This window comes from Rhodococcus shunpengi, assembly GCF_048381395.1.
GTDB lineage: Bacteria > Actinomycetota > Actinomycetes > Mycobacteriales > Mycobacteriaceae > Rhodococcus.
Genome location: NZ_JBLWIU010000012.1, coordinates 39,584 through 53,970, shown reverse-complemented (window position 1 = coordinate 53,970; position 14,387 = coordinate 39,584). Strand labels below are relative to the sequence as shown.

Below are 14,387 nucleotides of genomic sequence, written 5' to 3'. Positions count from 1 at the left end.
GGTGTGACGGCACTCGCCCTTACTCGAGCAGGACCGGGACCCCGTCACGGATGCGGCCCGGCGACCACAGGCCGGAGCGGGTCGTCACGTCGGTGGTGACCTCCGCTGGGGAGGCATCCGGGTCGATCGGACGGTACTGCTCGAGCGATCCCCAGTCGCGATCCCAGTCGTGGTTCAGATAGGTGGGGACGGCCTCGGCGTTCAGCAGAAGCGGGATCCAGCCGAGCGGTCCGCCGCCGATGTCGTCCTGCCAGCCGTTCGTCGCGTCGGCCCCGACACGGTCCGGCAGGATGCGGTACTCGGGGACCTCGGCGACACCGTTGCGGTGCCCGAAGGGTCGCTGGCACGGGAAGGCGAGACCCACCGACCAGTCGATGAGGACCGGGGCGTCGGATCCGACGACCTCCTGCAGGGTCTGCATGCGCGGCATCCGCGGCGGCGTGACCGCGACCCACTGGTCGGGGGAGAGGTCACCGTCGTCGACGACGATCCGCACGGCGTCGGCGTCGGCCGGGATCGCGTCACTCGGCACGCGCAGGTTGCGCCAGGACGGCGACGGGCCGATGTCGATCGGGGCGAGCGTCGCCAGCGGCGTCACGTCGTCCCCGGACGACGAACCGAACTCCAGCAGCACGTCCTGACCCGGGGTGATGACACCGTCCGGGTCGACATAGCGGACGCGTCCCGCCGCGGTCACGACCAGCAGCGGCGTCTCGTCGGTGCGCTCCGGCAGCGCGTACCAGCCGGATTCGAGCTCGGCCGACTGCTGCACGCCCGAGCGGTAGCTACCGAGGACGGGCGTGGTCTGCGGGTCGAGGCCGAAGGGCAGCTTCACGGTGCTGCCGTTGATGCCCTCGTCGCTGGTGCGACCGCCCTCGGTGCCGGCGCTGGTGGAGGTGGTGGTGCCGCCTTCCTCACTGTCGACGGTGTTGGCGCCACCGGTCGTGGTGGTCTCCGCGTCGGCGGTGAGGTCGAGGGCCACGCCGTTCGGGGTGAAACCGACGGCTGTGCCCGCACCCAGGGCCTCGCCCGCATCACCGTCGAGAGGCTGCAGCATCGTCGCGTTCGGGTCGGACTCGACGAGCACCTCGTTGGCGAGTCCGCAGGAGTTGCCCCTGAGGGCCGCCGCGTTCGACTTGGCGATCGAATAGGCCGGGTACTGCGAGACCGCGCCCTTGAGCAGCGACAGCACCTCGAACAGCACCACCGCCGCCGCGACCAGCGTCAGCGGCGCCGACGCCAGAGCCCGCACCCTGCCGTTGCGGTCGGGCCGCGGCGTCGTGAACGGCTCGCGCAGGTGGAACCACGCGGCGAGGAGCAGGGCGAGCACCGTCAGACCCAGCAGTGCCGTGGAGAAGGCGTAACCGGAGATCGACGGCGGCTTGTCCCACCACGGGATGCCGTAGCTCGAGACGTACCACCAGCCGTTCGAACCCGTGAAGGCCATCGCCAGGACGAACAACACCCCGGCGGTGAACAGCGCCCGGTTGCGGGCCGATCGGATGCCCACCGAGCCCACCCCGATCGCGGCGAGCGCAGCCACCGACGCGGCCAGGCCCGCGTACACACCGAAGTGGTGCGTCCACTTCGTCGGCGTGAGCATCATGAGCAGCAACGACGCGAAGACGATGCCGAGGATGCGGCGCGACGGTCCGATCGCGGTGCCCGGGATGCGGCCCTTGCGCAGGATCAGCATGACGCACACGACCAGGCACAACAGCATCACGAACACGCCGAACCGGCGAGCCAGCGAACCGTCGGGGGAGACGGTGAGCAGCGCGTCCCAGCGCAGCCGCTCGTCGAACCACGGCACGTTCGGGCCCACGGCCGAACGCACGCGGGTCGCTTCGAGGACCGACGCGAGGGTCTGGTCGGCGAAGACCGCGATGAGCACGACGGTGCCCGACGCGAGGATCGGCGCGAGGGGCGCGACGACACCGACGAGATGCCGACGCGCGACCAGCACCTTCACCAGCGGGCGCATCCCCGCGACGAGCGCGGCCACCGCGATCAGACCGGTCGGGCCGGCGGCGAGCGAGAAGGCCGCGATGAGGACCGCGATCGCGGCCGGCAACATGCGGCCGGTCGCGATGGCGCGTTCGATCGAACACCAGGTCAGCAGTGCACCGACCGCGATGATCGGCTCGGGGCGCAGACCGTTGTTGTAGGGGAGCCAGAACGCGAGGAAGACCAGCCCGGCCGTCCACAGCGACACCCGGCTGTGCCGGACGGCGACACCGAGCCGGGGGATGACCTCACGGCTGATGACCATCCAGCACAGGATCGCCGCGATCAGCGTGGGTACGCGCATCCACACGCTCGCCGTCGACACCTGCGCGAACACGACGAGCACGTCGTAGAACCAGCCGAACGGCGCCTCGGGCACACCGAACCAGCGGAAGTAGTTCGCCATGTATCCGGCGTCGCCGGACACTCGCGCCATATTGAGGATGTAGCCGTCGTCCGAGGTGTTCGCGCCGAGGACGTGCCAGAGCAGCAGAGTGGCCACGACGATCGCGTCCACAAGGGTGAACCGCCACCAGCGGGCCGGCAGGAACCGGCGCGCGCGGCGCCCGTCGATCCCGTCCAGGCGATGCAGGGCGACGAGGGAGACCAGCGTCGCGAGCGCGCACACGATCATCGCGAGGAGCTTGAGCACCGTGGGGGTCGAGGTGAACCGCGAGTCGAGCTCGGCGCGCACCGACAACCGTTCCGTGGAGTCGTCACCGCCGGGTTCGAAGGCGCCCGCGGGGCCGGTGAGGTCGCTGAAGACACCGACCATCTGCGGTCGCTCGTCGCCTTCGAGCTCGATCGCGACCGGCGGGTCGGAGCCCACGATCTCGGCGGCGGTGCGTTCGGAGTTCGATGCGACGGTCACCGCCGTGCACGGTTCGTCGAGCGGCGCCGAGACGAGCACCGAGTTGCGCAGGACGGCCTCGACGGTGCCGGGGGCGCCGTCCTCACCGGGTACCGCGCGGATCACCAGGCCCTCCGCCGTGGCGTCGGGGGAGCCGGACGGGATGGTCGAGACGAGCGTGCCGCCGTCGGAACCGAGCTGCGCTGCTGCCGCGCACGGCACGCTGGCCCGCAGCGTGAGCGGGGCGTAGGTGACGAGCGGCGCCTCGACACTGTCGATGCTGCCGTTCTGCGGCCATTGCAGTTCGCCGGTCTCCTGCCGGACCGGCAGGAACGGAAGGGTCAGAGCCAGCACGAACCCGAGCAGTCCCGACACGATCGCGACGATCCGCGCTGTGCGGACGCGCGATGTCGGGTCGGACGAATCGGTTTTCCCGGGCGAAGCGGTATCGGCTGGCACAAGCGTCGATGCTAGGCGAGTCCCGTCACGGTCCGGGCTCGTGCCGCTCTGCTCGCACTACTCGTGGGTACTCCGCGGTTCTGTCCGACCACGTCCGGAGCCGTACCTCCCGCCACTAGCATCGCTGTCTATGAAGACCTCCACCCCGATCGGGCGCGCTCTGCGCGCGGCGGGCACCGGGGAGGTCTGCGACGACTCGACCACGCGCGCGCTGTACTCGTCCGACGCCTCTCTCTATCGCGTCCCACCACAGGCCGTGGTGCGCGCCCGATCGATCGACGACATCGCCACGACCCTCGACGTGTGCCGGCGCGAGGGTGTCCCCCTCACCTCCCGCGGCACCGGCACCTCCCTCGCGGGCAACGCCGTCGGACCCGGCGTCGTCATCGACTTCTCGCGTCACCTGAACCGGGTGCTCTCCGTCGACCCCGAGACGCGGACCGCGCGGGTGCAACCGGGTGTCGTGCAGGCCGAGCTCCAGCGCGCCGCGGCACCGCACGGTCTGCGCTTCGGCCCCGATCCGTCCACCCACAACCGATGCACGATCGGCGGGATGATCGGCAACAACGCGTGCGGGGCGCGGGCGCTCGGCTACGGCCGCACGTCCGACAATGTCGTCGCGCTCGAGGTGCTCACCGGCACCGGGCACCCGCTGTCGCTGCCCGGCGAGGACCCGACGCTCGAGCCGCTGCGGAAGATCGTCGCGCGCGATCTCGCAACCATCCGTACCGAATTCGGTCGCTTCGGCCGGCAGGTATCGGGTTACGCACTCGAGCATCTGTTGCCGGAGAACGGATTCGACGTCCGAAAGCTGTTCGTCGGCAGCGAGGGCACCCTCGGGATCACGACCGAGGCGACGGTGCAGTTGATCGCCGATCCTGCCGTCCGCACGATGGTCGTACTCGGCTATCCCGACATCGTCGCCGCCGGCAACGCCGCGCACGGACTGCTCGGCTTCCGGCCCACGGCGTGCGAAGGACTCGACTCGCGGATCGTCGACATCGTCCGGCACCGGCGCGGGCCGGAAGCAGTACCGCCCCTGCCGTCGGGTGCGGCGTGGCTGTTCGTCGAACTGGCGGGTGACGACGCCGACGAAGTGCGCGACCGGGCGAAGGCGCTCGCGCACGCCGCAGCCGCGACCGACGTCCTGCACGTCGAGGACCAGGCGCGGGCCGCCGCGTTGTGGCGCATCCGGGAGGAGGGGGCAGGCCTGTCGGCGAGAAGTCCGAAGGGACTGCCCGCGCACGCGGGATGGGAGGACGCCGCCGTCCCCGCCCACCGCGTCGGCGACTATCTCCGCGACTTCGAGGAACTGCTCGCCGGATACGACGTCACCGGCTATCCCTACGGGCACTTCGCCGACGGATGCATCCACATCCGCCTCGACCTCCCGCTCGAGGTTCCCGGCCTGTTTCGCGAATTCCTCTTCGAAGCAGGCAAACTCGTCGCCGAGTACGGCGGGTCGATGTCGGGGGAGCACGGCGACGGCCGGGCCCGGAGCGAACTGCTGCCCCTGATGTACTCGCCCGACGCGCTCGCGCTGTTCGGCGCCGTGAAGTCGGTCTTCGACCCGGAGAACATCCTCAACCCCGGAGTGCTCGTCGACCCGCGACCCGTCGACGTCGACCTCCGCGTCCCGGCCGCACGGAAGGTTCGTGAGGGTCTGGCCTTCCGTTATCTCGAGGACGGCGGCGACTTCACACAGGCCGTGCATCGGTGCACCGGGATCGGCAAGTGCCGCGCCGACAACACCGGCACCGGCGGGGTGATGTGCCCGTCCTTCCTCGCGACCCGCGAGGAGAAGGACTCCACCCGCGGACGAGCCCGGGCACTGCAGGAGATGCTCAACGGTCACCTCGTCGACGAGTCGTGGCAGTCGCCGGAGGTGCACGAAGCGCTCGAGCTGTGCCTGTCGTGCAAAGGATGCCTGTCGGACTGCCCGACCGGGGTCGACATGGCGACCCTCAAATCCGAAGTGTTGCACCAGACCTACCGGGGACGGCGACGGCCCGCCAGCCACTACGGTCTCGGCAGACTGCCGCAGTGGGCGGCGATCGCCTCCCGCGCGCCGCGTGCCGTCAACGCTCTGGCCCGGATCCCGGGCGTCGCCCCGCTCGGCTTGACCGTCGCCGGTCTCGATCGACGCCGCCACGTTCCGGCGTTCGCTCCTCGCACCTTCCGGAAGTGGTTCGCCGACACCCTCCCGCAACGATCCCGCACGGGCGACCCGGTGTTGCTGTTCGTCGACACCTTCACCGAGTACTTCACCCCGGAGATCGGAGCCGCCGCCGTGCGTGTCCTCGAGACCGCCGGATACAGCGTGCACATTACCGACGAACCCCGTTGTTGCGGGCTGACGTGGATCACCACCGGCCAGCTCGATCAGGCCCGGAAGATCGTGGGCCGCACCGTCGCCGAACTCTTCCGCAGCGGCATGCCGATCGTCGGGCTCGAACCGTCGTGCACCGCCGTCCTGCGCTCCGACGTGGTCGAACTGCTCGGGTCCGCGCCCGCACGTCTCGTGGCCGACAGCACCACGACCCTCGCCGAACTCCTCACCGACTGGGAACCGCCGTCGCTGGACGGGACACGGATCGTCGCGCAACCCCACTGTCACCACCACGCCGTCATGGGCTGGGGTGCGGACGCTGCCCTGCTGCGACGCGCGGGTGCCGACGTGCAGCGACTCGCCGGCTGCTGCGGCCTGGCCGGGAACTTCGGGGTCGAACGCGGGCACTACGACGTGTCGGTAGCGGTCGCGCGGACCCAACTCCTGCCGGCCGTCGAGGCGGCATCCGACGACGCGGTGATCCTCGCCGACGGGTACTCGTGCCGTACCCAGCTCAGCGACCTCACGACGCGGCGCGGCACGCACCTGGCCGAGTTGCTGGCCTCACGACTGCCGTAGGTGCGGCGGGCTCATCATCTGCGACGTCGTCCTCTGGTGCGTTCGCTTCGGGTTGGGCGTGGCCCGAGTTCGTAGGGGATCTTCAGGATGTGGCGGGTTTTGGCGTCGATATCGCAGTTGCCGGAGGCGACGGAGTGGAGGATGCCGTTGTAGACCAGGTCCCACAGGTCGGGGTTGCGCTGGATCTCACTGATCTTGAGCGAGTGAATTTCGTTGCCGTGGGCATCTTTCAACCGGAGAACACGGCTGTAGCCGTCTGCAGAGAACTGGATGCGAGTGAGGTGGTAGGTGTCGACCCAGCTGCTGCGCCATTGCACCCAACTGGCACCGGCTGCGGTCCAATGGTTCGCGGTAGCGCGAAACATCATCCAGGCGCCTACCGCCATGATGACCCACATGATCCACCAGTGGACCCAGCGGAAGTCTCCGTTGATGACGGTGAGATATACGATCAAGAGCAAGACCATGGAAAGCGCACTGGTGTACTTGTCGCGGACGGTGGGCTGGAGCCATTCGAGCGTGGGGCCGAGATGATCCGGTGCCTCGGGCGGCTTTCGTGGGGAGCGCTTGACTGGTGTGTCTTCCGTACTTTTGTGAATGCGGGGCGCTCGGGGCGGGCGAGGCTCACCGGTGATCGAATCTGGCATCGGAGGTAGGTCGGTTGTATTCATTGCTGTCCTCAGAACAGGTTTCCTACCCAGCGGGCCGCGGAGCCGGCAGCGCCGGAGACATCGTCCCAGTGTTCGATCACTTCACCGACGCCGAACGCGACACCGACCCCGACGCCGACAGCGAGAAGGGTGACAGGACCGCCTGCTGCACTCGCGAGTATCAACTCGGTCGCTACGGTTCCGGCGACGAAACCACCGACATCCTTCGCAACCGCTTTGACTGCATCTCCGGTAGTTTCGGCATTGATCACATCACTGCTGGTCTGAGCAGCGGTGAACAGGAGTCCGGCCACAGGAATTTTGGATCCGAGTTTCGAGAGGGCTGACCCTTCCGGAAGGAAACTGTCGACGTTCTTTCCGAACAACTGGACGAACTTGTTGTCACCGATCCCCGCAAGCAGTCGAGAGTTCTCCGCAGCGAACCTCGCTGCATCGTCCGCCCCGCCTTGGAAGGCCCGAACAGCCCGGGCCGCTGTGGCTTCCGGATACGGATCACCCAACCGCGCCGCTTCCGCAGCAAGCTCACGCAACCGAGCGAGGGTTGCGCCTCGTGTCTCGGATAGCTCTCCCCATTTCGACAACTCGGAGACTGTCGTCGCTATGTATCCGCCCACGGTATGAGCCAAGAGCCATTCCCACTGGGCTTCTGCGTCCTTCAGAATCGTCGTCGGCCCGCGCAAGGCTTCCGCGAGTGCGTTGTGCGCTGCGGTTTCGACTGCGCGACCGTCCGCAACGAGCCCCGCAGCCGTCTCGTAGGCCGCGATCTGCTTCGCCCGAAGTGTGTGGAGCGCAATGTCGTACGAGTTCGGATCGGCGTCGAGTGGCTCACCGATCCCGACGCCGAACTCCACGGGAATGCCGGCTTCGGCCGCTGTCTCCTCGGCCTGCGACATGCGTGACCGGGCGGTGGCGAGTCCGTCGGCGAATGCGCGGAGGGCAGCGGCGATCACGTCGATCTGGTCTGCAGCCTCGGTCGTCCCGGTGATGATGCGGTCGAGGGTCGTGCGGAACGCATCTCCCGCAGGGCTTCCGAACTCGAATTCGGACTCTGTACGGCCGTCGCGGGCCGACTTCAGTCGGTCGTTCACACCCGTGACAAGGGCAGCGAGCGAATCCGCACATGCGTAGCAGGAGGTGGGGTCGCCGAAGACTCGGGTGTCGAGACTCATCCCTCACCGGCCTTCGCGATCTCCTGAGCAGTGTGCGACTCGGCGTCCTGGTAGGCGCGCAGACTGTCCTGGGTGGCGTCTGCTGCACTGGCCAGCGACCGGACCGCCGCGTCCAGGACGGAAGCAATCGACCCGAGAGCGTCGACGAGCAGCGGAGTGGCGGCACCCGCGTCGGGTATCGGTGCGGGATCGGGTCCGAGCTCGTCGATTCCCATCGCTCCGGTCGCCAGGAGTTTCGCGACGGCGTCGAGGTCGCCGATGTCGATGCTCACCGGGACCACCTCCTTCCGAGCGGGTCCTCGAACGGACGGTCTTCGTCCTCGACCGGGGGTGGTTGTCGGCCGTCGAGCAGGACCACGTCGTACCGGGTGGTCCGATGGATCTCCTGTAGTCCTCTGCTGTCGACACCCATCCACGGCTGCTGCGGTCCACAACAGCGGACCAGTTCCTCGAGTGAGGTGTAGGCGGGCAACGCCAACCGGTCGTCGGACAGGGTGCGCATCTCGAGCCGGACCTGCCCGGAGCTGTCGCGGCGTCGGATCGGCACATACAGAACGTCGCTCATCGAATCCCCCGATTCCGTCGTACCCCCCGTACGACTCGCCGAGACCTTACCGCAGCGGCGATGAGTTTCCGGCTCCTGCCCGGTCGGTATCTGCGACAGCACCGCTACCTACCAGGAGGTCGTCATGAACACCTTCACCCCATCCACCACCGGCACCCGCAACGACACCGCCGCGGCACCCTCACGCACCGCTCGCATCGCAGGCCTGATCGTCAGCGGCCTCGTCGTCCTGTTCCTGCTGTGGGACTCGATCATCCACATCGCCAACGTCTCGCAGGTGCAGGAGGCCATGGCCGATCTCGGATTCGATCCGAGCCTCAACCGCGTGTTCGGCGTGGTCCTGCTGATCTGCCTGATCGCCTACGTCCTGCCGCCCACCGCGATCCTCGGTGCCGTTCTGCTCACCGGTTACCTCGGTGGTGCCGTCGCGACGAATCTGCTCACCGAGCAGCCGATCGTCAGCACGACCCTCTTCCCGATCTACACCGGCATCTTCGTCTGGGGTGGATTGTGGTTGCGGGACATCGGGGTTCGCCGCATCATGCCGATTCGCCTGCCGCGGTGACGACGACGAACGGTCCCACCTCGGTCACGGTGAATCGGGGATCGTCGAACAGTTCCTTGGGGAAGGTCACCGTGTACCGCCGCACATTGGGATCGTTCGGGTAGACGTCCTCGGCCAGACGCAGCGTGTAGCCCTCGGCGCCCTGTCGGAAGACGACGGCGTCGGGGGCTCGCCACGGCAACTCCTCCCACGCGGCGAGCAGTTCGTCGGCGGAGGAGAGTTCCGACCACTCCTCGATCGCTGCGGCACGCGCGGAGAATTCCGCCAGCGGGTTGGCGTAGTGCGAGGTCAGGGCCTGGAAGCCGAAGTACGGGTAGTAGGCGAGGAAGGATGTGTCGGCCGTGAGGACCACATGGTCGTCACGCTCGCCGCCCAACTGGGACAGCAGGACGTCGTCCACCTCGGCGTAGTAGGACGCGGCACCGGCGGGTCGCTGGTCGGCGCGTTCACCGGCCCCGTCGGTGTCGGTGTAGGCGACGGTGATCTCACCCCCGAGCACCTGCGGGATGTTCTGGGTGAACGCCAGCGCACCGAGAGCGCCCACCGCCACGAGAACCCTGCGCACGCGCGGATTCTCGCTGGTCGCCAGGCTGATCCACCGCGAGAAGTCGACGAAGGCGAATGCGCCTGCCGCAGCGAGCAGTACGAGCAGGATCACCTCGAGACGGAACGCGAGCAGGGTGTTGCCCACGGCGGTCAACGCCATCGACGCGAGGTACCACAGGTAGACCGCGATCACGCCCAGCCCGAGCGCCTGCGCCCGATGCGACGACGACGCGCGGCCCACGAGCCACACGGTGCCCAGCAACGACAACAGTCCGATCAGGGACATGTGGAACATCGGCAACGGCAGTCGCGCACCGCCATCGGGGAGATAGTGCGTTGCGGTACCGGACTCGGACGGAGGATTACCGCCCAGCACGTCGAACACGAACGGCGCCCACACGATCAACGCGACGAGCATCGCGATCACCGCGATCACCACGAGACGCACGAGCACCGGAAGGACCGCCCGCCACGACCCGGTGGCGCGACGCGCGAGGTACGCCGCGACGACGGCCATCACCGTCACCGCGAACGCCGCGATTCCGAGATAGAGGGTGTAGAAGGTCGCGGCGAGACCGAGGAACAGGCCCGTCCCCACGACGGCGCCCCAGCCCTGTCGCACCCGGCCACCGCGCGTAGCGGGCAGGAAACCGCCCCAGGCCAGCACCAACGTCGGCGCGACCAGCACAGCGATCACCGCTCCGTAGGGTTCCGGCGAACCGTAGGCCAGTACGACGAGCGTCGTCGCGGTGGCGGCGAGCACCGCCAGGTCGGAGCGGACCAGTTCGGACCACAACACCAGGGCGACGACCGCCGCGACCGCCAGCGAACCGATCGCATACGGCTTGAACGCTTCCCAGCCGTCCATGCCCAGCACATTCGCGACACGGCCACCGATCCAGAACCACCCGGCCGGATAGAACGACGGCAGATCGGCGTAGTTCATGTCGCGCAACGCCGCGCTGTCCGTCAGCCGCGTGAGGAACTGGGTGCGGAACTCCTGGTCGACGGAGATGCCGTGCAGATAGAGGCGGGTCGCGGCGAGCGGCATCCCGAGGGTCGCGGTCACCAAGCCGGACAGCGCCGCCCACGACAACACCCGCGCCCCCGTCACCCATCTGCGGCGACGCAACAGATAGATCGAGAGGCCGAGCACGGCGAGTGCCGCGAACTGCATCACGGTGGTGACGGCCTGCGTCACGTTCGACGAATTGAACGCCGGCCACTGCACGCGGTCGAAGGCGAACAGCCCCACCGCCGCGACGAGTGCTGCGACGAGCGCTGCGCAGACGAACTGCGCGAGCGTCGAGACGGCACGGCGTAACGGGGCTACTGCTACAGGAGTGTCGGCGAGCACCCCACGAGCATAGAGATGCGTCCGCGAGACGAGTGGTGGCCCGATTCGCGCCGCAAAAACGCCGCCGTCCACCGGTCGGGACCTTCATCCTGGAAGTTGCGTCGGGAAACCGGGCCGTCGGTACGGCCCGGGGAATCCGAACGAAAGGCTCAGATCATGACAGGTAAAGCGGTTCGTGCGGCCCTTGCAACGCTCGCGACGGCACCTCTCCTCGTCTTCGGGGCGGCGCAGGCCTCGGCGTATCCGGTGATCGCACCGGGTGAGCCCGGCGGCCCGATCGACGGCCGGTTGTACGACCACCACGGCGTCGATCCCTACCAGTGCATCGTCCTCGGGACTCCGGGTGTCGGCTACGCGACGAACGAGGCGGGACAGGACGGCACCGTGAACGGCGTCTTCGTGAACGAAGGGTCGATCAACCACTGGTGCTACGGGCCGCCCGGGATGATCCACAGCGGAACCGGATACGTCCGGTAACCCCTGAACAAGACGACTGCCCCGCCGGAACGGGTCCGGCGGGGCAGCGGGTGCACGTCTGTCAGATCGGCAGCTTGCGGAAGATCGCGCGCGGCAGGTGACGCAGCACGATCATCACGAACCGGAAGGTGCCCGGTGCCCAGACGATCTCCTTGCCGCGATCGGAGGCCGCGACCGCGAGCTTCGCGACGTCCTCCTTGTTCACGGTGAGCGGCGCCTCGTCGACGTGCGCGCTGAACTGCGTGCGCACCTGGCCGGGGCGCACGACGGTCACGCGCGGACCGAACGGACGCAGCGCCTCACCGAGACCGAGATAGAAACCGTCGAGGCCGGCCTTGGTGGAGCCGTAGACGAAGTTGGCGCGCTTCACGCGCTCGCCGGCGACCGACGACATCGCAATGATGCGGCCGAAGCCCTGCGCCTTCATCCTGTCGCCCACCAGCACACCCACGGAGACCGCGGCCGTGTAGTTGACCTCCGCGACCCGCACGGCCTTGCTCTGGTTCTGCCACAGCTCCTCGGCGTCGGCGTCCAGACCGAAGGCGACGATCGCGATGTCGACGTCGCCGTCCTTCCATGCCTGGTCGATGACGGCCGGGTGGCTCGCGGTGTCGAGCGCGTCGAAGTCGATCAGGTCGACCTGCGTCGCACCCGCGGCCTTCGCCTGGGCGACGGCGTCCTCACGACGCGGGTCGCCGGGCAGGGCCGCGAGGATCACGCGAGCCGGTGCCTTGCGCAGGTACTCCTCGACGATGGCCAGGCCGATCTCGGAGGTGCCACCGAGCAGCAGCAGGGTCTGGGGGTTGCCGACGGCGTTGATCATCAGTGGAGTTCCAACCTTCTGGACATATCGGAGGCGAAGACGTTCGTGGGGTCGACGGAGCGGCGCACCTTCAGCCACTCGTCGATCCGCGGATACATGGCGTGGAAGGTCTCCGCGTCGGTCCGCGAATCCTTCGCGGTGTAGAGACGACCACCGAACTCGAGGACCCGCTTGTCGAGTTCGCGCACGAACTCGTTCAGACCCGCCTTGATCGGGAAGTCGACGCAGATGTTCCACCCCTTCATGGGGAAGCTCAGCGGCGCCTTGTTGCCCTCACCGAACAGCTTGAAGACGTTGAGGAACGAGTAGTGCCCCGACTTCTGGATGTCGACGATGATGCGCTTGAACTCGTCGACGGACTCCGGCGGCACCACGAACTGGTACTGCAGGAAACCCTTCGATCCGTAGGCGCGGTTCCACTCACCGAACATGTCGAGCGGGTGATAGAACTGCGTCAGGTTCTGGACCTTGCCGGTGTAGTTGCCCGACTTGCGGTACCAGACCTCACCCACCGCCGAGAAGGTGTACTTGTTCGCCAGACCGTTCGGGAAGACGTCCGGGAAGGTCAGCAGCGTCGGCGCGTCGAACTTCAGCGGGTCCTTCTGCAGCTTCTTCGGCAGCTGATCGAGCTTGGCGAGCGAACCGCGGGAGATCGCGGCGCGACCGAGCTTCGGCAGCGGAGCCACTGCGTCGAACCAGGCGCTCGAATAGTCGTAGTTCTCCTCCGAGCCGTCGCTGTGCACGGCGATCGTCTCGTCGAGCGTCGAGGTGACCACACCGTCGGCGATGAAGTACGCCGTCTCGGTCGGGGTCATCTCGATGGTCGCGCGGAGGATGATGCCCGTCAGACCCATGCCACCGACGGTCGCCCAGAAGAGCTTGGAATTGCGTCCGGTGGGCGTGCACGTGCGGACCTGGCCGTCGGCCGTGAGCAGGTCGATCGACTTCACGTGGTTGCCGAAGCTGCCCGCGCTGTGATGGTTCTTGCCGTGGATGTCGGAGCCGATCGCGCCACCGATCGTCACCTGGCGGGTGCCCGGCAGAACCGGGACCCACAGACCGAACGGCAGGGCGGCGCGCATGAGCTGGTCGAGGTCGACGCCGCCGTCCACCACCACACGCCGCGAGTCGCGGTCGATGCTGTGGATCTTGTTCAGCGCCGTCATGTCGACGACGAGCCCGCCGGCGTTCTGCGCGGGGTCGCCGTAGGAGCGCCCGAGCCCGCGTGCGATGACACCGCGACGCAGGTGCGACGGCTTCGACTCGTTGTCTTCCGCGACCCGCGCGACCGCCTTGGCGATCACTTCGACGTCGGGAGTGGACAGCACCTCTGCGGTGGTCGGCGCGGTGCGCCCCCAGCCGGTCAGGGTGCGGGTCTGGGTGGGGAGCGGCTCGCTCGCCTGCTCCGTAGCTGTCGTGGACATCGGGGTAAAGGCTACCCGTGTGTCCTGGTCACCCGGCAAGATGCTGTTCCTCACGGGCGTTACCCTCGTCTGCGTGCCGGAATCCCACGACCATGTGCAGCCGCTGCCGGAGCACCACGCCCCGCTGGCTCCCGAACTGCCGTTGACCGATTCGACGGCCGACGAGGCGCTGGACCTGAAGACGCAGCTCACACGGTTCGTCCTGACCGGTGGTTTCTCGGCGATCGTCGACTACGGCCTGTACGTCCTGCTCATGGCACTGGGCGTCACCCGCGACGTCGCGAAGGCCCTGTCGTTCGTGGCCGGCACCACCACCGCCTACCTGATCAACCGCCGCTGGACCTTCAAGGCCCCGCCGAGCCGCGTCCGCTTCGCGGCTGTGGTGGTCCTCTACGCAGTGACGTTCGCCGCACAGGTCGGCATCAACCGCGTACTCAACGAAGCCCTCGGCGACGAGTGGTGGGTCACGCCCTTCGCCTTCGTCGTCGCCCAGGGCACCGCGACGGTGATCAACTTCGTTGTCCAGCGGGTCGTGATTTTCCGCCTCCGCTGATTCGGGTGGATCC

12 protein-coding genes are annotated in these 14,387 nt (G+C 68.1%); 4 read left to right on the top strand and 8 right to left on the bottom strand.

What is annotated here, in order from left to right:
• Positions 1–19: 19 nt before the first annotated feature.
• Positions 20–3,316: an arabinosyltransferase domain-containing protein gene (locus ACNJ7K_RS05505; protein WP_268654996.1), complete on the bottom strand. Its 3,297-nt coding sequence runs from the start codon at positions 3,314–3,316 to the stop codon at positions 20–22.
• A gap of 130 nt (positions 3,317–3,446) precedes the next feature.
• On the opposite strand from ACNJ7K_RS05505, the gene ACNJ7K_RS05500 reads away from it, so the two are divergent.
• Entirely contained in the window at positions 3,447–6,224 is a 2,778-nt protein-coding gene (locus ACNJ7K_RS05500) for an FAD-binding and (Fe-S)-binding domain-containing protein (RefSeq protein WP_268654997.1), read from the top strand.
• Between the two features lie 14 nt (positions 6,225–6,238).
• On the opposite strand, the gene ACNJ7K_RS05495 is transcribed toward ACNJ7K_RS05500, so the two are convergent.
• The 4 genes from ACNJ7K_RS05495 to ACNJ7K_RS05480 all read right to left on the bottom strand — a co-directional run bounded on the left by ACNJ7K_RS05495 (position 6,239) and on the right by ACNJ7K_RS05480 (position 8,629).
• Entirely contained in the window at positions 6,239–6,895 is a 657-nt protein-coding gene (locus ACNJ7K_RS05495) for a hypothetical protein (protein ID WP_268654998.1), read from the bottom strand.
• An 8-nt stretch (positions 6,896–6,903) separates the two neighbouring features.
• Complete coding sequence (locus tag ACNJ7K_RS05490) at positions 6,904–7,788, bottom strand: hypothetical protein (RefSeq protein ID WP_268654999.1); 885 nt, start codon at positions 7,786–7,788, stop codon at positions 6,904–6,906.
• 272 nt (positions 7,789–8,060) lie between these two features.
• Positions 8,061–8,336: a hypothetical protein gene (locus ACNJ7K_RS05485; RefSeq protein ID WP_192378612.1), complete on the bottom strand. Its 276-nt coding sequence runs from the start codon at positions 8,334–8,336 to the stop codon at positions 8,061–8,063.
• Positions 8,333–8,629 carry an SAV_915 family protein gene (locus tag ACNJ7K_RS05480; RefSeq protein ID WP_159416979.1) on the bottom strand — a complete coding sequence of 99 codons (297 nt, stop codon included), beginning with the start codon at positions 8,627–8,629 and terminating at the stop codon, positions 8,333–8,335. Before ACNJ7K_RS05480 ends, ACNJ7K_RS05485 begins: the two co-directional genes overlap by 4 nt.
• 124 nt (positions 8,630–8,753) lie before the next feature.
• On the opposite strand from ACNJ7K_RS05480, the gene ACNJ7K_RS05475 reads away from it, so the two are divergent.
• Entirely contained in the window at positions 8,754–9,194 is a 441-nt protein-coding gene (locus ACNJ7K_RS05475; RefSeq protein WP_159416978.1) for a DoxX family protein, read from the top strand.
• Here ACNJ7K_RS05475 and ACNJ7K_RS05470 read toward each other — a convergent pair.
• Complete coding sequence (locus tag ACNJ7K_RS05470; RefSeq protein ID WP_159416977.1) at positions 9,169–11,097, bottom strand: galactan 5-O-arabinofuranosyltransferase; 1,929 nt, start codon at positions 11,095–11,097, stop codon at positions 9,169–9,171. The genes ACNJ7K_RS05475 and ACNJ7K_RS05470 overlap by 26 nt on opposite strands.
• A 156-nt stretch (positions 11,098–11,253) precedes the next feature.
• On the opposite strand from ACNJ7K_RS05470, the gene ACNJ7K_RS05465 reads away from it, so the two are divergent.
• On the top strand, positions 11,254–11,574 hold the full coding sequence (locus ACNJ7K_RS05465) for a hypothetical protein (protein WP_159416976.1): 321 nt from the start codon (positions 11,254–11,256) through the stop codon (positions 11,572–11,574).
• Positions 11,575–11,635: 61 nt separating this feature from the next.
• On the opposite strand, the gene dprE2 is transcribed toward ACNJ7K_RS05465, so the two are convergent.
• Both dprE2 and dprE1 read right to left on the bottom strand, forming a co-directional pair.
• Positions 11,636–12,397, bottom strand: coding sequence for a decaprenylphospho-beta-D-erythro-pentofuranosid-2-ulose 2-reductase (dprE2, locus tag ACNJ7K_RS05460; RefSeq protein ID WP_016692644.1), 762 nt, complete (start codon positions 12,395–12,397; stop codon positions 11,636–11,638).
• Positions 12,397–13,821, bottom strand: a complete 1,425-nt coding sequence (gene dprE1, locus ACNJ7K_RS05455; protein ID WP_120281092.1) for a decaprenylphosphoryl-beta-D-ribose oxidase — start codon at positions 13,819–13,821, stop codon at positions 12,397–12,399. Before dprE1 ends, dprE2 begins: the two co-directional genes overlap by 1 nt.
• 19 nt (positions 13,822–13,840) lie before the next feature.
• On the opposite strand from dprE1, the gene ACNJ7K_RS05450 reads away from it, so the two are divergent.
• Complete coding sequence (locus ACNJ7K_RS05450; RefSeq protein WP_016692646.1) at positions 13,841–14,374, top strand: GtrA family protein; 534 nt, start codon at positions 13,841–13,843, stop codon at positions 14,372–14,374.
• The last annotated feature ends 13 nt before the right edge of the window (positions 14,375–14,387 follow it).

Coding starts and splice junctions, on each gene's coding strand:
- ACNJ7K_RS05480 (WP_159416979.1), bottom strand. CDS start 8,629: ATGAGCGACGTTCTGTATGTGCCGATCCGACGCCGCGACAGCTCCGGG.
- ACNJ7K_RS05490 (WP_268654999.1), bottom strand. CDS start 7,788: ATGTCGCAGGCCGAGGAGACAGCGGCCGAAGCCGGCATTCCCGTGGAG.
- dprE2 (WP_016692644.1), bottom strand. CDS start 12,397: ATGATCAACGCCGTCGGCAACCCCCAGACCCTGCTGCTGCTCGGTGGC.
- ACNJ7K_RS05500 (WP_268654997.1), top strand. CDS start 3,447: ATGAAGACCTCCACCCCGATCGGGCGCGCTCTGCGCGCGGCGGGCACC.
- ACNJ7K_RS05475 (WP_159416978.1), top strand. CDS start 8,754: ATGAACACCTTCACCCCATCCACCACCGGCACCCGCAACGACACCGCC.
- ACNJ7K_RS05465 (WP_159416976.1), top strand. CDS start 11,254: ATGACAGGTAAAGCGGTTCGTGCGGCCCTTGCAACGCTCGCGACGGCA.
- ACNJ7K_RS05495 (WP_268654998.1), bottom strand. CDS start 6,895: ATGAATACAACCGACCTACCTCCGATGCCAGATTCGATCACCGGTGAG.
- dprE1 (WP_120281092.1), bottom strand. CDS start 13,821: ATGTCCACGACAGCTACGGAGCAGGCGAGCGAGCCGCTCCCCACCCAG.